Source organism: Chitinophaga pendula, assembly GCF_020386615.1.
In the GTDB taxonomy this organism is placed as follows: Bacteria; Bacteroidota; Bacteroidia; order Chitinophagales; family Chitinophagaceae; genus Chitinophaga; species Chitinophaga pendula.
The window spans coordinates 3,244,057-3,269,812 of record NZ_CP077769.1; the positions used below are offsets into that span (position 1 = coordinate 3,244,057).

General features: G+C 48.4%; 1 protein-coding gene. It reads right to left on the reverse strand.

What is annotated here, in order from left to right; genetic code table 11:
- Positions 1 to 7: 7 nt before the first annotated feature.
- Positions 8 to 25,531, reverse strand: coding sequence for a non-ribosomal peptide synthase/polyketide synthase (locus KTO58_RS11450; RefSeq protein ID WP_225860201.1), 25,524 nt, complete (start codon positions 25,529 to 25,531; stop codon positions 8 to 10).
- Positions 25,532 to 25,756: the final 225 nt, after the last annotated feature.

The window sequence follows — 25,756 nt, forward strand, 5'->3', positions numbered from 1 at the left end:
CGGGATTTTAGATTCTGAAAGTTTGGGAGTCTTCATCTACGGGGCTCAGTTCTTCCTGGCTTACTTCGATGTACCTGGCCAGTGTTTCTATGGTGGCGAGCTGGAATATGATCCGTACCGGCACTTCTATTCCGAAGGCGTTACGTATGGCTGCTATCACCCTGGTGACAAGGAGAGAATGGCCGCCCAGTTCGAAGAAGTTGTCCATTATACCGATGGATGATACACCCAATAGCTCCTGCCAGATGGCAGTCAGGGTTTTCTCTGCCGGGGTGGATGGCGCTATGTATTGTTGTTGTACCAGGTCATCTTCCTTAACCTCAGGTAAAGCGCTTTTATCGATTTTACCATTGGCATTGAGCGGGAAGTATGAGACAGGTACCAGCAATGCGGGCACCATATACTGGGGGAGGTTGCTACGCAGGAATGCCAGAAGTGCGCCTTTATCGAAATGTTCTGCGGGTAGTACATATGCGATGAGTTCAGGTTGATCGCTTTTATTTTTCCTGACGATGACGAAGGCCCTTGTGACCATGTCACTTTTCTCCACAGTGCTTTCTATTTCGCCCAGTTCAATGCGGAAGCCGCGTATCTTGATCTGGTCGTCTACTCTACCGAGGTATTCGATGCTACCATCTGGGAGCCATCGCCCCAGATCGCCGGTGCGATACATGCGGGCATCCGGTGTATTGACAAACGGGTTAGGCAGGAATTTCTCTGCTGTCAGGGCTGCTCTATTCAGGTATCCTCTGGCGATCCCCTCCCCGCTTACATAAATCTCGCCCGGTATGCCAACGGGCACCAATTGCTGTAAGGCATCGAGCACATAAGCCTGGCGATTGTTAAGCGGGATACCAATAGGTGTACTTTCTTTGTGTCCTCTGGCATTGATATTATAGCTCAGGGAGAAGGTAGTATTTTCGGTAGGCCCGTATATGTTACTGATCTCAATATGCGGGTATGTATGGCGGAACACGGCGACGTGCTTTTCCGACATTTTCTCTCCACCTGTGAGTACAGCTGATAACTTTTCGAATACGGTGATATCTGTTTCTACCAGTTGATTGAACCATCCGGTCGTGAAGAACATTCTCGTCACCTCTTTTTCATGGAGCACTTTTTTGAGTAGTGCGGTATCCAGCAAGGTATCTTCTGCCATCATGAGGAGTTTGCCACCATTGAGGAGCATGCCCCAGTATTCGTAGGTAGTTGCATCGAATGACAGGGATCCTGCGGAGAGGATCGTATCGGATGCTGTGAGTGTGGTGTAATTTGGCTGTTTTACCAGGCTGGTGACATTGCGATGGGTGACCATCACTCCTTTAGGTTGGCCGGTAGAGCCGGACGTATACATGATATAAGCCAGGTGACCGGGATCCGCAGCAGGCAGCGGTTGTTTTGTTTCCCACTGTTCCAGGGTTGCTGCGAGGCGATCGAGGTAGATCCATTCCACTGTGCTGCCGATGTCTGTGAGTTGCTGCCGATAGTTATCGGCGGTGATGATGATATTGGCAGCGGTGTCGTCCAACATATACCGGATGCGGGACAATGGATAGTCCGGATCTACCGGCACATATGCTGCACCCGCCTTCAGGATACCCAGGATGGCGACCATCAGTTCCAAAGACCGTTCCAGGCAAACGGGTATCAATGTTTCTGGTGTAACCCCTTTTTGTACGAGGTAATGTGCCAGCTGGTCTGCGCGTTTATCCAGTTCGCCGTAGGTAAGCGATGATCCTTCAAAGATCACTGCGACGGCATCGGGGGAGGCTTGTACCTGTTCGCTGAAAAGGTCTACGATATTTTTATCACGCGGATAGTCTACGGCAGTATTGTTGAATGTTGCTGCCAGCAGTTGTTGTTCTTCTTTGCCAAGGATGTTCAGTTGAGCTATTGTGGTTGCCGGTGCGGCGGTGATGGACAGTAGCAGTTGGTAGAAATGTGCTGCCATACGCCGGATGGTATCTTCCCGGAAGAGGTCTATGCAGTATTCTATATCGAGATCGAGGCCTTTGTCGGATTCTACCATCGAGAAGGTGAGATCGAACTTTGCGGTGTTGTGTTCGGCGTCATAAGAGGTAAGCTGTACATCGCCCAATTGCAAAGCTGGTATTTCCGGTGTATTGTGTAGTGCGAAAGCTACCTGGAACAGCGGGTTCCTGCTGGTATCCCTTTCTTTGACCACTGCTTCTACGATACGTTCGAACGGCACATCCTGGTGTTCATAGGCTTGTAAGGTGGTTTCTTTCATCTGCTGCAGCAGGCTGGTGAAGGTCATTTCCTGTTTCAGGTGGCTGCGTAAGGTGATGGTATTGACAAAAAAACCGACCAGGTGTTCTACTTCATGCCGGGTGCGACCGGATATGGGACTTCCTACTGCGACATCTTCCTGTCCGCTATAACGATACAACAGTACTTTGAAAGCTGCCAGCAAGGTCATATACAGTGATACGCCCTCTTTGTCTGCCAGTTGTTTCAGGCGGGCGGTCAGCGTATGATCCAGTTGGGTGGTGAGCATGGCTCCGCGGATACTTTGTATAGCGGGGCGAGGGAAGTCGAGTGGAAGCTGCAAGGCGGTGACGCCGGCCAGTTGCTGCCGCCAATAGGACAATTGTTGATCGATAACACTACCGAGGTGCCGGCGTTGCCAGGCTGCATAGTCTGCATATTGTACGGATAATGCCGGTAGTATATCTGTTTGTCCATTGAGCAGGCCGTTGTACAATGCGGCCAATTCTTCTACCAGGATACCGATCGACCAGCCATCGGAGACGATGTGGTGCATGGTCAGTACCAATATGTGTTCACTTCTACCGGAGGCGATGAGGTGTGCGCGGAAGAGGAAATCGGTCTGCAGGTCGAAAGGTTGGCTTATCAGGTTTTGTATGTATTGCCGGAGTGCGGCTTCGTCTTTTTTATACTCCGGTACGTTGATTAATTGTACTTCCCAACCGGCATTGTCTTTCACCTGTTGTAGTAAGGTATCGCCCTGTGTAACGATCACTGTACGCAGTGCTTCATGGCGTTGCAGCAGCTGTTGCAATGCGCGGGAAAGCACTTTTTTATCCAGTTTACCTTTGAGCCTGGCGACAATGGGAATGTGATATTGTACAGTACCTTCGAGCTGGTCGATGAACCATAGTCTTTCCTGGCTGAAGGATAACGGCGCAGGGGCGTTTTCTGCCCTGGATGTTACTGGTGGCAGTGCTACTGTTCTCTCCTGTTCTGTAATACGAGCCGCCAGTGTTGCGACGGTGTTGTAGGTGAACAGGTCACGGATGGCGATGTCCGTTTCGAGTTCCCGTCTGATAGCCGCAACTACGCGGGTAGCCAACAGGGAGTGTCCACCCAGTTCAAAGAAATTATCATGGACACCGATATTAGCGATGCCCAGGAGTTCCTGCCAGATATGTACCAGTGTGTGTTCTGCTGGTGTTGCTGGCGCAACATAGGCTTTGGTAGCCAGTATCTGTGCATCCAGTTCGGGAAGTGCTTTTTTATCTACTTTCCCATTTACCGTGAGCGGAATACTTTCCAGTGCGATCCATAATGCTGGCACCATGTATTCAGGCAGTCTTTCCAGCAGCCAGGATTGAACGGTTATTTTATCGAAGGTTGCTTTAGGAACGACATAAGCTACCAGTTGCTTATTGCCTGCACCATCGGTTTTGGCAAGCACGACGGCCTGTGATATCGATGGGCATTGTGCCAGTTTGCTTTCTATTTCGCCCAGTTCTATACGATAGCCACGTATCTTTACCTGGTCATCGATACGGCCCAGGTATTCTATTGTACCATCAGGAAGCCAGCGACCGAGGTCTCCGGACCGATACCAGCGGGCGGTGTGATCGGTGCCATATATGGCCGGTACGAAGCGGAGTGCGGTTAGTTCAGGACGATTGAGATATCCCCTGGCCAGACCAGCACCTGCAATATACATTTCTCCTGCAACGCCTACCGGTACCAGCTGTCCGTTGTTATCCAGGATATGTACCCGGAGTGTTGGTATGGGTTTGCCGATCAGGCTGCGGCTGTTCAGCTGGTCATCACCCAGCTCCTGGTAGGTGACGTGTACGGTGGTTTCTGTGATACCATACATGTTTACCAGGCGGCAGTGGGGGTATAGCTGCGACCAGGGTTTTAATTTAGCCGGGTCGAGTGCTTCACCGCCGAAGATCACATACCTCACCTGCAGGGATCGTGTATTGGCTATCAAAGCATCCTGCAGCACATAAAAAGCGGTAGGCGTCTGGTTCAGGACGGTCACCCCTTCCCTATGTAACAATTCGCTGAATGCAGCCGTATCCCGGGTAATGTTGCCTGGTACGATCACGACTTTACCACCGTAGAACAATGCGCCATACATCTCCCACACGGAGAAGTCAAAGCAGAAAGAATGGAATAGTGACCAGACATCTTTTTCATTAAAATCATACAAGGGTCTGTCTGTTTCAAACAGCCTGACGATGTTACGATGTTCTATCATTACCCCTTTCGGCTGCCCGGTAGAGCCGGACGTATAGATAATATATGCCAGGTGGTGCGGTAATATATTGGCGGTGATAGACGGGTCAGCGGCCTGTATCTGTTGCCAGTGGTCATCCAGTAATATTTTTTCTACTGCAGGGAACCATTGGTCGAAGGATGTTTTGTATGCCTGTGTTGTTAACAAAATATTTGCTGCAAGATCGTTTAGAATAAATGCGATGCGATCTTCAGGGTAAGCAGGATCGATAGGTACATAGGCGGCGCCTGCTTTGAGGATGCCTAAAATACCTATTATCATTTCAGGCGACCGGTCTACGCAGATCGGTATCAGTTGTTCCGGTTGTACTCCTTTGCTGATCAGGTAGCTACCGAGGCTGGAGGCCTGCCTATTCAGTTCAGCGTAGGTAATAGTACGGTCTTCGAACGTCAGGGCGATGTTATCCTGGCATGCCTTCACCTGTCTTTCGAAAAGGCTAAGAATTGTCTCTTGTTCAGGATAGGCGGCATCGGTATTATTGAAGGTATGCAGTAACTGGTGTTGCTGTGCAGTGGTCAGTACTTGTATGTCTCTGAGTTGCCTGGCCGTACCGGATATGATCTGTGTCAATATCTCTTTGAAATGCGCCAGCATTTGCTCCACGTAGTAAGCCTGCAGCAAGTCGCTATTATAATGGAATCCGATATCGATCTTATCTGCGGCAGCGATGATGATGCTGAGAGGGTAATTGGTTTGTTCGTGGAAACGCAGATCATTGATCTTCACCTGCCAGTGGCGTGCATTGAATACCTCGTTGACCGGATAATTTTCATATACCATTAAGGTATCGAACAGGTCGCCGGTGATGCCTATCCATCCCTGTATATCTTTAAGTGCAGTGTATTGATGTTCTCTACTTTGCAGCTGGGCCTCCTGCAGTTGCAGCAGCCAGTCATTTATATGCTGTTGTTCATCCAGGTATTGATGTAATGGCAACGTGTTAATGTATAGTCCTACCCGTTGTTCTACGCCTGGCATATCTTCCGGCCGGCCGGATACGGTAACGCCAAATGTTACATCCTGGCGACCGCTGTATTTAGATAGTAGTATAGTCCAGATGCCTTGCATCAGGGTATTCTGTGTGATATGCGCTTTTTGGGCGAAGCTGTTGACGGCGGTAGTGAGTTGGTTGTCGAGTGTCAAGGTTGCTACTTCCTGTTTTCCTGCGGCACGTGTCCTATCTATTGCGTTACCTATGAACGGCAATAAAGTGGGAGCGGTTAGTGTCGACAAGTATTGTTGCCAGTAGGTTTTGGTGGCTTCGCCATCGAGGTTTCCGAGATAATGTATATAGTCGCCGTACCTGTCTACCGGCCCCACCTCTACCTGTTTACCAGCGGCCAGCGCTTCGTAGGTATCCAGGAGATCCTCCATTAGAACAGGCATCGACCAGCCATCCAGCAGGATATGATGATAGGTCCAGAGCAACCGGTATTTTGCTGTTGCCGTTTTGATCAAGCTGATACGCATCAGCGGTGGGTTTTCGAGGTCGAAGCCCCGTTGCAGGTCCATTTGTTCATATGCACGTACCGCCTCCTGCTGCTGTTGTTCCTCCATCGCGCTGTAATCAAGTATGGTAACCGGCAGCGGAACCTTTTTATATTCGCACTGTACCAGTATGCTAAAATCTTCTACATAGAAGCCGCTGCGCAGGATACTGAAGCGATCCAGTAACAATTCCCAGCTGCGTATAAAGATGCCGGTATCCAGCAGGCTTAGTTCAGCAGATAATTGTTCGCGGTAGGTAATGCTATCCGGGTTGTACAATGTATGGAACAGCATGCCTTCCTGCAAGTTGCTGAGGCGGAACAATCCATTTACCTGGTTGCGTCGGGGTGCACCATTGAAAGGTGTATCAAGGAACTTATCCAGGTCTTCGTAACTGATCACATCACCCAGTCTGAAATCCATAGGTGTCGGGACTGGTTGTTGCTGGCTGGCGCAATGGTCCAACAACTGTATGAGGTGGTTGTTGAAATGTTCACTCAGATCTGTTATGCCCGCGACGCTGAAATGATGTTTGCTGTATCGCCATTGGATGATCAGTTTTCCATTGCTTACGCTGGCGTCGATCATGAGTTTGTCTGGTACGTTTATCCGGGCTTCGGATGACATGCCAGTGGTTTCTTCTGCAAGGCTCAATATGGTATCCTGTTGCAGCATGTTATCGATCTGTCCCAGGTAGTTGAAGGTCACATCCCAAGGTTGATGTCCCTGTAGTGTTTCTTCCTGGTTGATATATTTCAACACACCATATCCGATCCCTTTATCTGTGATCTTACCCAGCTGTTCTTTAACGGATTTGATAGCATCTGCTGCGGTAAGGTCTTGTTTGACAGTCAGCATTACTGGGTATAGGGAGGTGAACCATCCAATGGTACGGCTGCTATCTACATCGGGTGCAATATCTTCTCTACCATGTGCCTCTAGTCCCAGGTTCACCACTGCGCGACTGTTCCAGGCGGACAAGGTAAGCGCCAAGGCTGTCAGCAACAGTTCCTCTACGCCGGTATTATATGCTTTGCCGGCATCATAGAGTAAGCGGGTGGTATATGTTTCTGCGATGGTCGTCTCGTGCAGGATAATATCGCTGGTTGTTACCGGCATATCGTACCTGTTATCTGTCCGTAGTGGCTGATAGGCGCTGGTTACTTTTTTCCAGAAGGGTAATTGAGCCCATGTAGACTTGCGTTGTCCATACTGTTCGAGTGCTGTTCTCCATTGGCGATAAGAGGTTCCTTTTAGCTGTGTGGCGAGGGTTTCTTGGCCTTTCAGCAAGTTGTTAAGATCTTCCGTCAATATGCGCCAGGATACGCCATCTACTGCCAGGTGATGCACGACGATCAGCAACCGGTTGTATTGTTCGGCGGCAGGCGTCCGGAAGAGTACGAACCGGCATACTATGCCCGCTGTTATATCGAGGCTAAGCTGATATTTATGTACCTGATGCAGCAGTTGCTCTCTGTAATTGGCAGGAGTAGCAGTGCCCAGATTTACCACTTCGACACTTCCGGTATACTGTCCATATTCCTGGTGCCAGTTGTCTGCTGCGAAAGTGTATTTAAACCGAAGCGCGTCATGGAAGCGCAGCAGTTCGTGTATGGCGGTGGACAGCTGTTCTGCTGTTATTTCTTTTTGTACGTTCAGGAGTACGTCCTGGATGTAGTGGTCTGCATTTACGCCAACTGTTTCGAAGAAGTGTTGTTGTACCGGCAGTAGTCTGCTATCTCCTTCCAACAGGCCTTGTTCGGTGGTGATGATTGCTTTATTGCCAGTGAGCAGTAACGAGGAGAGGCTACTGATCTGCTGATGACGGAATATATCACGCGGATGCAGGTTATAGCCCGCGCGTTTGGCTCGGCTGACGAGTTGTATTGTTATGATGGAGTCTCCTCCCAGTTCAAAGAAGTTATCGGATATACCGACGGGGCTGACATGCAACAGTTCTTCCCATATCCGGCAGAGGGTACGTTCTATGTCGTTCCTGGGAGCTACATAGCTGTCTGCCAGGTTTTTCATATCAGGTACCGGCAATGCCTTCTTATCCACCTTGCCGTTGGTTGTCAGCGGTAGTTTCTCCAGCTGTATCAGCCAGGACGGGATCATATATTCCGGCATCTTTCCTTTCAGATAAGTCATTACTGCTACGGTATCTAGGGTATCAGCAGCTACCACATAGGCGATCAACCGTTTATTGCCGTTTTCATCGGCTTTTGCCACTACTACTGTTTCACGGACGGCTTCGTGTTGAAGGAGGATGCTTTCTATCTCGCCCAATTCGATGCGATATCCTCTTACTTTCACCTGTTCGTCTATGCGGCCAAAATAGGCGACGGTGCCATCCGGTAGCCAGGTACCCAGATCACCGGTGCGATATAGACGTGAATGCTGGTCATTGCTGAACGGATCTTTGATGAACTTCTCTGCTGTCAGTTCGGGCCTGTTCAGGTATCCTCTGGATACTCCTACTCCTGCTACACATATCTCTCCTGCCACTCCTAGGGGGCATAATGCGCCCGCTTCGTCCAGTATGTATATGCGCATATTCTGGATGGGCTTACCCAACGGTACCAGCTGCGTATCCGGCGCCTGATACATGATGTGGTGGCAGATATCATCGGAAGCCTCTGTAGGGCCATATGCATTTACTACCGGGATATGCCTGTAGTGAGGATGACCAAACCACTGTGCCAATAACGGCTGGCTTACTGCTTCACCTGTGACCAGCAGGTATTTCAGCTGCTGCATCACTGCTGTCTGTTCCTCGTGCAACAAGGAGGCAAGATAAGACGGCACCAGTTCCAGGATAGTGACGCCTTCTGCATCGACCGAAGCAGTCAGGGCTACCGGGCGTAGGATATCGTCTGTAGTATATATCACGGTGCGACCCCCACACAGCAATGCTGCAAACATTTGCCATACTGATATGTCAAATGTATAGGAAGCGGTGTAGGCGATCACGCTGGTATGGTCCAGCTGTAAGTCATTGATCTTGGCAAACAAGTGATTGAGCATGCCTTTATGTTCTACCATCACTCCCTTGGGTTTGCCAGTAGATCCAGATGTAAAAATCACATATGCAAGATCGTCCGGGGCGGGCACGGGTACTTTTATGCCGGTGGCAGTTGTCAACAATATTTCATCTTCCAATGTGATGATCTGCAGTTGTGGATCGTGCGGTATACAATGCCTGGACTTTCTGCTGCTCACGATCACTTTAGCGGCGGTATCTTCTATCAGGTAGGCGATACGTTCGGCCGGATAGGTGACATCGATAGGTACGTATGCCCCACCAGCCTTCACAATGCCCAGAATGGCTATGATCATTTCAGGTGAGCGTTCGATACAAAGCGGTACCAGTACATCCTTTCCGACACCCTGGCTGCGGAGCCAGGCCGCCAATCTATCTGCCTGTTGATCGACGGCTAGATATGTAAGCGATGTATCACCGAAGGAAATTGCTATAGCATCAGGGCGTAGTTGTACCTGCTGTTCGAACAGTTGTACCAATGTCTGATCCGCAGGGTATGGCGTTGTTACATCATTAAAATGCTGCAGTAACTGTGTATTTTCTTCCGGTGTAAGCATATCAATATCTCCCCATGTATCTGCGCCATTGGCTACCTGTAACAAGGTATTTCTGAAATGTCCGGAGATCGCCTGTACATAATGGTGCTTCAGCAGATCCTGATTATACCGGAAAGAGACATGGATATGCTGTGCTTGTTCCACTGTTACCTGTAAGGGATAGTTTGTATGCTCCTGCAAAGCAGGCGCTACTATTTCCAGGGCCCACGGCTGGGCGGTGATCACCTTGCTAACGGGATAGTTTTCGAACACGAGCAGCGTATCAAACAGGTCACCGCTTATCGCTGTCCATTTTTTTATCTCGTTCAAAGCCGCATATTGGTATTCCCGGCTTTTCAGCTGTTCATCCTGTAGTTGTAAGAGCCATGCTGTGATTTTATCTGTCCGTTGTATATGGCCATGTAGGGGTAATGTATTAATATAAAGGCCTACCCGTTGTTCTACCTGTGGCAGATCGGCGGGTCTACCTGCGACGGTCACGCCATAGCAGGCATGTGTTTTACCTGTATACCGGTACAGCAGGTAAGCCCATACCCCCTGCATCAGGGTGTTCAACGTGATATGATGTTGTTGGGAGTATTGAAGGATTATTTCGCTTTCTGCCAACGTCAGGGGTAATTGCAAGTCCTCGTATATCCCTTCTCCTGTGTTCCTGTTGGCTGTTGCATCGATAAAAGGCAATAAGGTGCCACCTTCTATTCCCTGCATATAAGTACGCCAGTAAGAAGTTTCCTTTTCTTTGTCCTGTTGCTGCTGATAGCGGATATAGTCTTCGTATTTGTCTTCTTCTATGGCAGCAGGTAGTTTGCCATGTATCAATGCCTCGTATATTGACAACAGCTCTTCTATCAACACGGGAATAGACCAGCCATCGATCAGCAGGTGATGGAAGGTCCACAAGCATTCATAAGTGGTGTCGCCCGTTTGTAACAGATTAAATCTCATCAGCGGAGCGCTGTTCAGGTTGAACGGTTCCCGGCGATCTTTTTGTTTAAATGCTTCGCAAGCTGTTGCTGGCTGCTGACGGAGGTCATGTACGTGCATCAACAGTGGTATCTCCCGATACACGTATTGCACGGGGATACTGAACCTGTCATATGAGAATCCTGTACGTAAAATGGTATGCCGTTGTAATAACAGGCGCCAGCTTTCCTCAAATACCGGTACATCCAGCTTTTCTAACCTGGCATTAAATTGCTCGACATAGGTGCCGCTCTCACTGTCGTACAGACTGTGAAAGAGCATCCCCTCCTGTAATGCACTAAGCCGGTAGACTGCAGACACCTGTGTTCGCCTGGGAGTGCCGTTGTCTATTTCATCCAGGAAAGCATCCAATTCGTCATAAGTCATATATGCGCCCAGGTCGAAATCGGCTGGTGTCGGTGCATTATATTTAACCGAACGGCAATGATCTACCAGTATATTCAGCCAATGAGTGAATGCATTGGCGATATTGTTTATTGTTGTCTGATCGTAATGGTGCTTACTATAGCGCCAGGTGAGCATTAATTGTCCACGGGTCACCACGCTATCCAGCGCGAGACGGGTGGTAGTGCTATGTAACGGGTCCACATCTTCTCCTGCGGTCTCGGGTGCCAGGCTAAGCAGTTCTCCTTGTCCCAGGATATGATCTGACTGGCCGAGGTAGTTAAATACCACGTCCCATGGATCTTGTCCTTGTAAAGACGGACTATGAAGCAGGTGCTTCAACACACCAAAACCGATGCCTTTATCTGCCACCTTTCTCAGTTGTTCTTTCACTGACTTTATTTGGTTGCCTGGTGTTTGATTGGCATCCATCGTCAATGCAACCGGGTACAAGGTAGTGAACCATCCTACTGTTCTGCTGCTATCTACGTCTACTCCTATCTCTTCCCTGCCATGACCTTCCAGGCCGATATAGACTTTCTCCCTTCCACTCCATGTACTTAAGGCGAGGCTTAGTGCAGTGAGTAGCAAGTCATTTACATCTGTACGGTAGGCTTTCGATGTATGCAGTAAGAGATCGGTAGTAAGTTGTGCATCGAGTATTGCCTCTATGGTGCCATAGTCTGCATAGGTCAAGGTCGCCGGTGATGTTTTATCTGTTGTCAGCGGCTGATATGTCAGTACCAGTTGTTGCCAATAGGGCAGTTGATCTTTTAGCCGCTGCAGCTGGCTATAGTTTGTTAGTGCGTTATGCCATTGGCGATAGGAATACCCTTTATCCAGCAGTCCGTTATTTTCCTGACCCGTGTTATTGAGTATTATATTCAGCTCTTCCAATAATATTCTCCAGGAGACGCCATCTACTGCAAGGTGATGAATAATAAGCATCAGCCGGTTATATTTTTCCGCGGCGGGTGTATTTATCATTACCGCTATCATCATGCTTCCGTCGCTGATGTCTACTTGTCTTTGATAGTAATTACCATGTTTAACGATCGCGTCGCCTAGCAGAGCGGGTGCAATATGGGAGAGGTCTACCAGCTCCCAGCCGTGGTTGTCGTTACCATATGTCTGTTGCCACCCTGTTTCGGTTGGTTTGTAGCTAAATCTCAGTGCGTCATGCCGAGACACGAGGGTACTTATCGCGTTCTCTACTATTCCTGCAGGCACTCGCTTATCCAGATTAAGCACTACACTTTGGTTAAAATGCCGGGGGGTATCTGTTAGCTGACCGAGATACCATTGTTGTATAGGTAACAGGCCGCTAACGCCTGTCAGCAAGCCCTGTTCTCCCCTATTGCTTTCACTACCTCTTGTATCCAGCAGAGATGCCAGTCCTTTGATATGCTGTCTTATGAAGAGATCTCTGGGATGCAGATCGTATCCGGCTCTTTTAGCTCTGCTGACTACTTGTATAGTGATAATAGAATCTCCACCTAATTCAAAGAAATTATCATATACGCCTATTTGTTCCAAGCCCAATAGTTCCTGCCAAATGTTTACCAGCATCTGTTCTGTTTCATTGGCAGGCGGTACAAATTGTTTTGTGTTATCTTTTAGTGGTCCAGGATTTGGCAAGGCTGCCACGTCAATCTTTCCATTAGCCGTCAGCGGTAATTCGTCGAGTGAGATGAACCATGCCGGCAGCATATAATCCGGTAAGCGTGATCTCAAAAATGTGGTCACCGCAGCGATATCCAATGTTTCTTCTGTTACTATGTAGGCAGCCAGCCGTTTTACATTCCTGTTATCCGTACGGTCTATTACAATGGCCTGTTTTACGGGCTGGTATTGCAGGAGTACGGAAGTGATCTCTCCCAGCTCTATGCGATATCCCCGTATCTTGACTTGCGTATCTTTACGACCTACATATTCCAGTTGACCCTGTGTATTCCATTTTACTATGTCTCCTGTTCTATAGAGTTTAGCACCCGGATGGCCTGTGAATTTATCCGGAATAAACGCCGCGGCTGTCAGGGCAGGTTGCTCCAGATAGCCATCCGCCAGCTGTATACCTCCTATATACAATTCTCCTGCGACGCCGGCGGGGCAATATTGTTGAGCGTTGTTCAGTACATATACCTGCACATTATTGATGGGGGTACCGATAGGAGGGGCATGCCGTGCATCTCTATCTGTCAGCACATAACTGGTGGCCACTACGCTGTTTTCTGTTGGGCCATAGTTATTAACAACTTTATAGTCGAGCCCGTTAACGGCGGTTGCTGAGAGCTTGTCGCCACCGGTCAGCAAGTACTTCAGTGCAGCGGTACGTCCTTGCATGCTACCGATAAACTCATGTACCAGGGCGGTAGGTAGAAAACTATGAGTGATACCCATATTGGCGATCGTTGCTGCCAGGTGGGACATGGATAATCTGAGCTGGTCGGGAATGAAGTATAAGGTAGCGCCGGCGAGAAGATAAGGCCATATCTCCCACCCCATCGCGTCGAATCCTTCACCGGCGACAACGGTTGCTTTACTTGCTGTATCAACGGAAAATGCCTGTTGGTGCCAGTTGACCAGATTGATCACCCCCTTATGCGGCACCATTACGCCTTTTGGCAGGCCAGTAGAGCCGGAGGTAAAGATCACATATGCCAAATCGGTTATAGCTCTTTTAACAGCTACTATTGGTTGCTTTGTTACATTGGATTCAAACCTGTCTATGAGGAGCAGTTCGCTTGCAGCTATGTTACTGAATAGCTTCTGATGATTGCTATGGGTTATTAACAAGGGGGCTTTACATGTCTCTAACATGTAGCGGATGCGTTCTGCCGGATATTCAGGATCGATAGGCACATAGGCGGCTCCTGTTTTCACAATAGCGAGTATGCCCGTCAGCAGGCCAATGCTTCTCTCCATACATACGGGTACAAGGGACCCAACGCCAATACCGGATGTCTGTAAATAGTGGGCAAGATCATCCGCCGCAGTATTCAGTGCGGCATAGGTAATACTGTGATCACCATATACGGCAGCTACTGCCGCTCCTGTACGCAGTACCTGAGCTTCAAATAATGTCGCCAGTGTCTGATCATCAGCAGGAATGGGTATTGACGACAAATGTTGCCGATGAAGGACTGCCATCTCTGCTTTGCCTACTATCGGGTAAGTGCTTATACGAGCCCCGGGGGATTGAGTGATACCTTGCAGCAACAACTCCCAATGGGATTGCATACGACGGATCGTATCCGGATGGAAAAGAGCGGTACTGTATTCTATCGTACAGGACAATACATCATCGGCTTCTGTTATCAACAAAGTAATATCGAAGTTGCTGGTCTCTTGTGTTACCCTGCGAGGTATTACTTTAACGCTCCCAAGTGATGTTCCTTCCGGGAGATCGGCAGCATGCTGCAAAGTGAACATTACCTGGAATAGCGGGCTGTAGGCTGGGTCTCTGTCGATACTCACGGCATCCACCACTTTCTTAAAAGGGATATCCTGGTACTCCAGTGCTGACAAGGTATTTTCCTTTACCTGCTGCAGCAGGTTTAAGAAAGATGGATCTTGGCGCAGGTCACTGCGTAAAGCGACGGTATTGGCAAAAAAGCCGATGACATTATTCAATTCTTCCTGCGAGCGTCCTGCCACCGGTGTGCCGACAATGATATCTTCCTGGCCGGTATAGCGGTGTAATAATGTTTTAAAGGCTGTCAGCAAGGTAACGAACAAGGTTGTTCCTTCTTGCACAGATAAGGCCTTCAACGCTCCATACAGGCTATTATTTAACAGGAAACGATGAGTGCTGCCACGCAAGCTCTGAACATCCGGTCTTGGATAATCTATTGGCAATTGTAATATCTCCGTCCCTGTAAGGTTTTTTGTCCAGAATGCGAGGCCATGTTCCATCCATTCGCCATTGATATGTTGATGTTGCCAAATGGCATAGTCGGCATATTGGATGGGAGGAGCCGGCAGGTTGGCCGGCTGAGCGGTGGTATACTCCTGGTATAGCGCCTGCAGTTCCCGGAACAGGATCGGCGTAGACCAGCCATCAGCTGCTATGTGATGTAATGTGAGTACCAGCAGGTATTTATCTGTTGTCTGTTGCAGCAGGTGCGCCCGGAGGGTGTAATCATTTGACAGATCGAAAGGCTGGCTGGCCAGCTGATCGATCTGTTGTTGTATAGCGACCGTATCTTGTGTAAACGCGGAGATATCCAGCCGATGCAACTGCCAGTTTTCGGCAGATAATATATGCTGGCAGGGCGCTCCAGCCTCGGTTTTGAAGACGGTCCGTAATACCTCATGGCGTGTTATGATCGTACGAAATGCATTTTCCAAGGCGGTAATATCCAGTGCTCCTTCCAGGGAGACCGCCGCCGGCATATGATAAGCCAGGCTACCATCTACCTGGTCTATGAACCAAAGGCGTTCCTGGTTATAAGATAATGGTATCCTTTCCGGGCGGGTGGCAGGGGGGATCGGTGGTAATGAAAAATGGGCAGATGAATCAGCCAGATAATCCGCAAGGCCTGCAATAGTGGGATAGGTGAAGAGGGTGCGAACGGGCACGTCTATCTGTAGCTGGTCTTGTAAGAGAGCTCTCATCCTCATCGCCAGCAGGGAGTGGCCACCAGATTCGAAGAAGTTATTATGAATTCCTATCCGTTCTGTTTCAAGGAGCGTAGTCCAGATAGCGACCAATGCTTTTTCCAGTTCATTCCGTGGTGGGGTATATTCCGTCATACGGAGTTTGCTGATATCCAGTGAAAGCAACTGTGTTTTGTCTATCTTTCCGTTGGCGGTCAGCGGGATCTGCTCTAGCTGGACAAAAACCCGAGGTAGCATATATTCGGGCAGTTTTGCCGCTAGCCAGGATATTGCGGCATCTTTTTCAAAACCTTTATTGGTTACCAGATAGGCTACCAATTGTTTGTCGCCCGTGCTATCGGTCTTGGCTAATACAATTGCTTCCTGTACGGTATTCATTTCTTCGAGCACACTTGCGATCTCTCCCAGTTCAATACGATATCCACGAATCTTTACCTGATCATCTTTTCTGCCGAGATAGACGATGTTCCCATCGGGTAGCCAACGGGCGATATCTCCGGTCTTATACAATCTTGCATTGGCGGATTGGCTGAACTTGTCTGTTATGAACCGTTCTGCTGTGAGCTGCGGTTGTTTCCAGTATCCTCTGGCGACCTGATCACCTCCCAGATATAGTTCTCCCGATATACCGACAGGTGACTGGTTGCCTTCATCATCCAGTATATAAGCACTGACGTCAGCTAAGGGACGCCCAATTGGTAAGGCGCCATCTAAGAGTGGTACTGTAGCAGCGCTTAAGAACTCTATTGCGGTGACGGTGGTTTCTGTCGGGCCATATTCGTTATAGAAGTCTGCCACTCCTTTCCAACGTATTGCCAATTCTCTTTTGCAAAGATCCCCCCCGGCGATGACCCTTTTTAAGGCAGTGCCATACATCGGATGTATATGTTCGAGGAAACCAGGGGTGGCGTGCAGGTGTGTGATACGCGCTTCATTGATAAACTGCTCAAATTGCCTGTTATCCTGCAGTATCTCTTCCGGTAAGAGTACTAGTGTCGCTCCGTTGAGCAATGCCAGAAAAAGTTGTTCTACCGATGCATCGAATGTATAGTTTGAAAACTGCAGGATACGTTCTTCTTCGGTTATATTGAACTGTCTGTGTTGTGCATGTATAAGGTTTACTACAGCGTGGTGCTCTACCATTACACCTTTAGGTCTGCCGGTAGATCCGGAGGTATAGATGATATAGGCCATATCCGTCGCTACGGGTAAATCGAGCGGTTTACTCACCTGTTCGATTCCCATTGAACGTTCATCAATTACCAGTATGTTTTCTGTTAATGATTGCAGCATCTCGGCAGCGGCCCGGTCTGCCAGCGTGATACCGGCGCTTATGTCATCTAGTATATATTTAATGCGGCCAGCCGGATATTTGGGATCTATGGGTACATATGCACCACCCGCTTTCAGTATTCCCAAGATAGCGATCACCATCTCCCGGGATCTGCTCATGATGATCGGGACGGGATCGTTCCCGTTGAGCCCTGCTTTTATCAATAATGTAGCTACGCTGTCCGAGCGTTGATCCAGCTGCCGGTAGCTTAGCTGTTGGCCTTGTAATTCGAGTGCTGGTTGATCAGGCGTACGAGCCACCTGTTTTTTAAATAAGGACACGAGCGTATCGGAGGAATCTTTAACTACGTTTCCGGAGGCGACACTGAATGTAGCTATGCGGTTATATTCTTCGCTATCGGTTATCTGCAATGTTCTTATTCTGTGATCAGGATGCTGAATGATAGCATGCAACAGCTGTTCATAATGTACCGCCATTCTCCCGATTGTTGTGATATCAAACAGATCGGTGCTATATTCAATCTTGCCGTTAAGGCCTTTTTCGTCGACAGACAATGCAAATGCCAGATCGAATTGTGTAGTGGTCTGTTTAAATGGCTGTAATTCCAGTATGATACCATCCAGCTTCAAATGGGATGCTTCGGGAGCATCTTCCAAAGAAAAGAGTACCTGGAAGAGTGGATTACGGCTTAAGTCGCGTTCTTTTACGACTGCTGCCACTACCTTCTCAAAAGGTACCTCTGCATGTTCAAATGCGGTCAGTACCTCTTGCCGTACGACCTGCAGCAGTTCTGTAAAGTTCTGTACCGGTGAAAGCTGTGTGCGCAATGCCAGGGTGTTGACGAAGAAACCTATCAGTGCTTCCATTTCTTCTTTAGCCCTACCGGCTACTGGTGTTCCTACACAGATATCCTCTTGTCCGCTGTAGCGATACAATAGCACTTTGAATGCTGCCAGTAATGTCATGTACAAAGTGACACCCTGCTGTCTACTCAGTTTTTTCAGTTCCTGTACCAGTGTGTTGCCGAGGTGGAAGGTGGCGACATGACCATTAACGGTTCTTACGGCTGGTCTGGCATAATCGGCAGGTATTTCCAAAGGCAGTACGCCGTTTAGATGATCTTTCCAATATGAGAGCTGGGTATCGAGGAAATGGCCGGCTACATATTTACGTTGCCAAACGGCATAATCTGCATACTGAATAGAAAGAGGAGACAGGTTGTGCTCTTCTCCCCTGCTGTAAGCTGTGTATAAGTCTGGCAGTTCGTTAAAAAATACTAGAGCAGAGATGTCGTCACAGACGATATGATGCATGGTGATGAGGAGCCATTGCTCCTTGCTATGCAACTGTAGCAAATGCGCACGCAGCATATGGTCTGCGGTCAGGTCGAAAGGTTTGTTGATCAAAGCGGTTATAACGGTATCTATGTCATCCTCTTCTGCCACATTTAATTGTTCCAATGTCCATCTGTCTTTTTCTCCTATTACCTGATATAAAGCATCTCCTTCCCTGGCGATGACGGTCCGTAATGTTTCATGCCGGTTCACGATCTGCTGCAGGCTTTGTTGCAATGCCGGCACCTGTAATGATCCAGTTAATTTAAATACCACGGGTACATGATATTGTATGCTGCCTTCCAGCTGATCTATGAACCACATCCGCTCCTGGTTATAAGACAGAGGTATCTTGCGGGGGCGTATAAACGCTTCTACTTCTGGCAATGTGCTGTTCAGCAAGGCTGCCTGCCGTCCATCTGCGACAGGTGCATGCGGGGGCTTGGGTAAAAAGCCACCTTCCTGTAGTTCCCTGATACTATCTTTTACTGCACGTGCGATAAAATCGATGTCCTCATCTGTATGTGCATCGGATAAGAAGCAGGTGCGTCCTTCCCATACGTATACTCCTTTCTCTACCAGGTGGTAGAAGAAGAGGTCCATATTGCTGTTGATATTAAAGTAGAACAGCGAGCCAAAATTATTGACCTCCATTGGTACTGCATTCTTTTTGAAGAATGCGTTGATATCATTCACCAGGCGGGAGGTGCGGAGGTTCAGTTTTTCCTGTAAGGCCGGCCCTCTTCGTTGCAGTTCTTCCAGCAGTGCCAGGGTGGCAGCCATGCTCAGCGGATGCTTGCAGAAAGTGCCTGCGAAGAAGGTGGTATCTGCTTCGGGGAATGACTGATCTCCATATTCCCAATAGCCACCATCCAGGGCATTCATGAATTGTTTTCTACCTCCGATGATACCAATAGGCAGCCCACCACCGGCAATCTTACCATATGTGGCCAGATCTGCGGTAACGCCAAAATGGGCTTGTGCGCCACCGGGATGTATCCTGAAGCCGGTGATCATCTCATCAAATATGAGCACGATCCCTTCTTCAGCAGTCATTTTACGTAATGCGGCCAGTAGTTGGGCCGGTTGGTATCCGGGTTTACGGCTTTGTACTGGTTCTACGAGCAAGGCAGCTAACTCGTGTGCATGCCTGCGAACCTGGTCTACTACATTTGGGTTGGTATAATCAAACACCAACACGTCCGACACCATGCTATCCATGACACCCGGAGCCATTGGTACACTTTCTGGAGACGTTTCGATATCGACGGGAGCAGCCAGTGTACCATCAAAGTGGCCATGGTAAGATCCGGCGAAAACGGCGATCTTGGATTTACCTGTTACTGTCCGTGCTAAACGTGTTGCTGTCATGACGGCCTCGGTACCGGAGTTGTGGAAACTTACACGCTCCATTCCTGTCAGTGCGGCAACAAGTGTTGCCACTTTACCTGCCATAGGTGTTTGCGGGCCGAGTGGGTATCCTTGTTGTAATTGGCTGGCAAGCGAATTGGAAATAACCGCAGGTTGATGACCTAACAGATTAACGCCGAAACCCATTGCCAGATCTACATATTCGTTGCCATCTATATCCCTGATCTTAGATCCATATGCGGCGGTGGCGACGATCGGATACAGTATTTCTTTTGTTGAAAAGCGGAATCCTGCTGATGTACGATTGTCTGCCAATACGGACCTGTATTGTTGTGTCAGCGCTTTTGACGCCTTTGTTTTATTGATATATCGTTCGATAAAAGTGTCCAGATAGTTTTGTTGTTTATCCGACAAGTTAGCGGCACCCGGTTTTGTTTCCATTTTGGGAAAAATGGATGCGCGGGGTTTAGGCGTTGCCGAAAGCTTGGGATGCGCGTTGCCATTAGACAAGCTATTGACAACAGCTGTTGCTGCTTTCCCGGCTAACAAAGGGTCTGCTTTCAGCCCTTTGTTTTCATTAACGGTGCCGGCCAATGGTTGTTGGGGAGTATTGAGCGGCGTTCCTGTTGCTGGTACAGGCGCCGGCGCCTGTGCTGATAACAATCTGAGCTGTTGGCTCATGATCTCTTTCTGTACTTCCAGTTGTGAAGACATCAGTTCAAGTTGCTTTTGCAACAGGTCGGTATGTCCTGCGATAGCAACCGGGTGTGTGGATGGTGGTAAAGGTGTTACTTCCGGAGCGGTGCTGATCTCTGCGATAGCAGGCTGTGTAACTGGTGCCACGGTCTCCGTAACGGGTAAGGCTGGGATTTCTACCGGTATACGGTCAGCTATGTAGGTCGCCATCAGATCCAGTGTATTTAACTCTTCGAAAAGCTGCCGGATGGAGAAGTTGACATCGTACTTCTTTTCTATACGTCTTATTGCGCTTGACAATATCAATGAATCTGCTCCTAATTCGAGGAACCGGGTGTATATATTGATCTCCGCAGGAGGTGTCTTTAGCAGATTGCCGAAAGTAGCTGTCAGATAAGACAATACTTCGTTGCGATGGTTGGGATTGGCGAAGGCCGGGGTCCCGGCAGTCAGTGCTTTGTTCATAACTTTAGTATGCTCCACGGTAGGTGATGATAAGGCGGATGAAAGAGAAGGTGATGCGCTGTTTACAACAGGTGCTGACGCTTCGATCCAATAACGCTGTCGTTGGAATGGATAGGTCGGCAAGGAGATGCGTACTGGCCGGTCCTTTCCGACAAACTGTTCCCATTTAATGGGAACACCTTTTATGTGCAGGGAGAGTAGGCGTTGCATCATTGTATCCCAGGAAGAATGTCCCATTTTCATACTGGCCAGCAGGTTATCTTCTTCGTAGGCTGCGGTCAGTTGCACCATAGACAACAGGTTAGGCTGGGGGCCGAGTTCCATGAGTATCTGTGCACCTGACTCTTTTATGGTGACCATGCTGCGAGAGAACAATACCGGTAATACGATATGTTGGCACCAGTACTCTGGTTGGGTGATCTCTTCCTTTGCAAACTGGCCGGTGATATTAGATACGAGGGGAAGTTGCGGAAGATGATATTTTACTGTGCGGGCAATGTCCAGGAATTCGTCTAGTATAGGTTCCATGAGTGGGGAATGAGAAGCCTGGGCGATGAGCAATGTGCGCCCGCTTATTCCCAATGGTTCCAGGGATTCCAACACCGCATTAACAGCCTCACTTTTTCCCGATATTACGGTTAATTCAGGGCCATTTACAGCGGCTACTGCCAGTGATCTTCCATAAGGCGCGATAATCTCCGTCACCTGTTGTTCCGCGGCAAAAATAGTTGCCATTGCACCCGGTTCTTTGATGGATTGCATTAACCTAGCTCTTGCGGCAACTAATCTCAATCCATCATCCAGGCTGAATACGCCTGCTGCATATGCTGCAGCATATTCTCCGACACTATGTCCTGCCACCATAGAAGGTTCGATGCCCCAGGATCTCCAGACCGCTATCAGCCCACAGGATATGGCGTAGATCGCCGGCTGGAAATAAGTCATCTGTTGCAAGGTCCGGTTGCTGGCGTTTTCTTCCCAGTTATATAGCAGGTCCAACAGGGAATATTCCCATTGGGTAATCAGGTATTGGTTACAATGGTCTATTACCTGGCGGAATGCCGGCAGGTGTTCATACAGTTCCTTTCCCATGCCATGGTACTGAGATCCTCCGCCGGTGAACAGCCATACAGGCGCTATTGCGTTCCGTAGTATCGTTCCCGATAGTATCTGATGCGTCTCCTCTGCTGCCAGGAAAGCTTTTAGCTGGCTCTGCGCATCTGCTGTATTGCGCGCTGCAAGGGCTAATCTATAGGGTTGATGATCGCGGGTATAGATGGTATTGTAAGCGATAGTGGCAATATCTGCTTTATTTCCTTCCAACCATTTATCATAGGCGGCTGCCATATCTGACAGGGCGGCTACGTTCTTTGCATGCAATAATACCGGATAGGATGGCCATGCAGGTGCCGCAGGAGATGTAGGATCAGCAGCACCTGCCATCGCTTCCAGTATTACATGTGCGTTGGTGCCACTTAATCCAAAGCTGCTCACCCCAGCTCTGCGGATACCGGTCGCAGACGGCCATTCCCTGCCTTTGTCTGATACCTTTGTTTTCAGCCTGTCCCAAGGTATGAGGTGGTTTCCTTCCTGGTAATTCAGGTTGGATGGAATGTATTGGTGTTGTAGACACAGTACTGCTTTGATAAATCCGGCTACGCCGGCGGCGGCCTCCAGGTGTCCGATATTGGTCTTAACGGCGCCTAATATCAGCGGCGTATCTATCCGGCGATCCTTGCTGTATACAGCATCCAGGGCTTGTACTTCTATAGGATCTCCCAGCTTTGTACCGGTGCCATGTGTTTCTACATATTCTATTGTTGCGGCAGCTACGTCTGCGACGGACAGCGCCCGTTCTATGACCTGTTGCTGAGCGATGCCATTGGGTGCGGTGATCCCATTGCTGAGCCCATCGTGATTAATAGCAGAGCCCTTGATGACCGCGAGGATGTCGTCGCCAGCTGCTAATGCATCTTCATATCTCTTTAATACGACTATTCCGCATCCTTCTCCTCTAATGTATCCATCGGCATTGTTATCGAAAGCCTTTACCTTACCTGTTGGCGAAAGAGAACGGATACGACATAATTTTATGGTGGTATCCGGCGTCAGCATGAGATTTACGCCACCTGCCAGTGCCAACGGCGTTTCGCCCTGTAAGAGACTGAGGCAGGCCTGGTGTATTGCGACCAGGGAAGAGGAGCAGGCTGTATCCAATTGCATTACCGGGCCATGGAAGTCTAAAAAGTATGCGATACGTCCGGCTGCGATGTTACGTTCGGTGCCCAAGGTGCTAAAAGCATCTTTGAAGTAGGTAATATCGGCATCTTTCAATATTAGTTGCTGATAATCGTCTGTACACATGCCGATGAAAACGCCATTATTACTGCCTCTTAGCGTAGACGGTGCTATACCTGCATTTTCCAATGCTTCCCAGCAGACTTCCAGCAACAGGCGTTGTTGGGGATCAATGCCGGTAGCTTCCTGTCTGGATATACCAAAAAATGCCGGATCAAAATGTGCTACTTCTTCCATAAATCCACCTTGGGTGGTATACATCTTACCTAACGTTTCCGGGTCCTTATGGTAGTGTTCCTGTGCGTTCCAGCGAGTGGGCGGCGTATCGACTACTGCGTCTGTTCCCTTTGTTAACAGTTCCCAGTAAGCAGCCGGTGAATTAGCGCCACCGGGGAGCCGGCATCCCATTCCTATTACTGCGATGCGGGTATCTTTTTTATACACCTGCGATACCTGCTCCGGACGATCATTATTCCTGGTTTCTTGTTGTTGTTGTGCCAGGTAGCTAGCCAGTGAGTTGACCTGCGGGTAATTGTATATCACTGTTTTGTCTACCGGTATCTGCAGGTGGGCCTCCAAGTCTGCCGCAAGATTTACGGCCAGTATAGATGTCATGCCATAGGAAGCGAAAGTGGATTGCTCTTCCAATTCTTCATCTGTCACCCGCATTTTTGTTTTCAGCCATTCACTCAACCAGATGATCAATCTGTTTACTGCCAGCGGTGTGGCTGATGGAGATAAGGCCGGCTTTTCATTGGATCTTGTCTCCAATGCTTCCAGTTCTTTAATTGTCTCGGTATATATGCCATTTTGAAAATCTTCAGCGAATGCATAACGTTTGACTTTACCGCTGGTGGTCTTGGTTATTTTCCTTACGGGGAGTACATATTTTACCTCCAGGCCGGTACGCGCTGCTACCAGGCGTTTTACCTGCCGGATCATCGGGTAAAATTTCTCTCTGCTGTTCTTATTTAATATGAATACTACGATGGCTTCTGATCCTGTTTGTTCATCGGGTATGCCACAAGCTACTACTTTACCGGTTTCGATGCCGGGTATTTCTTCCAGCAGCTGTTCTATATCGTGCGGATAGATATTGGCACCATTTACGAATATGATATCTTTTACGCGTCCGACTACAAAAAGACAATTATCCAATAAAAAGCCAGTATCTCCCGTATTTAGCCACTCATTTACGATGGCATTGGCTGTAGCGGTTTCATTATTGTAATAGCCCTTGGTAACAGCGGCACCTTTGATCCATATGATACCTACGTGGCGGTCCTGTAACGCGAGGCCATTTTCGTCTGCAATCTTAATACTGACGCCATCAATGGTCTTACCCAGATTGACTACTTCGAGGCGTTCCGGTATCGTATGCGTAGTTACTTTTTCTGCTGTCAGTAAAGAGCCTACAGACAGTGCATTCCTGTCTACAAAAACGCTTTTAACAGGTACATGTATTCCGGGCCAGGTGACCTGTAATGTGGCTTCTGCGAGGCCATATCCTGTGCACATGGACAGCGGATCTAATCCGAATGGTGCCAAGGTCTTCATAAACTGCCTACATAAGGATGCGGATATAGGTTCGGCACCGTTCAATATACATTTGATATTAGAGAGATCCCATCCTGCGCCTCTCTCTGGTGAAAACTGTCCGAGGAAATATTTATATCCGAAATTCGGTGAGCAAGTAACTGTTGCGCGATACTCCGCGGTTTTTTGCATCCACAGTACGGGATTGCGTATAAACAGATCCGTAGGCATCAGATATTGGTTACACGTTGCTCCCAGTGGATACAAATGGAATCCTATTAATCCCATATCATGTGTAAGCGGCATCCAGCTTAAATATGCATCTGCGTTATCAGTATTATGAGCTTTGATCGCTGCGAAAATATTGGTTAATAAATTCTCGTGTGTGAGCACCACTCCTTTGGGGTTTCCGGTGGAGCCGGAGGAAAACTGTAAAAATGCGATGGAGTTACCATCTGCGGGGTGTATAGTACCCTGCTCCTGCCGGTGTTCGCCATCTTCTACAAATAACACGTCGGTCAGGCCATTAGTCCCTGTATTGTTATCATCTGTTGTTATAGATAATTTTTCATAGTTCGATCGTTTTGTAATCAGATAGGGATGTTTTAGGAAAGCAATCACCTTTGATAGTTTAGAGGCGTTCTCTCCCTGATAAGTGATGCTGACCGGTACAGGAATAATGCCGCCCAATATGCAGGCCCAGAAAAGCTCCAGGAAGGTTTTATTGTCGTCAAGCTGAAACACCAGTTCATCCCCTATTTTAATTCCTTTTTGCTGCAGGTAGTATAGCCAATTGAGTGCTTTATGATAAAGTTGGTGGTAGGATAAGAAGGTGGATTTGTCTGAACCTGTTATGAAGGTGATACCCTGTTCTTTGCTGTCTTTGACCTGTTCAATTAGGGCTATTAATGAATTTATGTCCTGTTTGGCATTCATGGTGACAGTATGTATAGTTATGGGAATAGAGATCTACCAGTAGGAAGCGTACCTACTGTGGCCATGAGGTAGCTATCCTCATGGTATGAAAAGGGCGTATTATCACCAGGGATTTACCTGATGATAAAATTTCCGTCAATATGTATTACACGGCTGCTAAATGGGTCTTCAATAAGTTAACATAAACAATACATTAGCATGGTAAGTCCGCATATTACTAGTTCA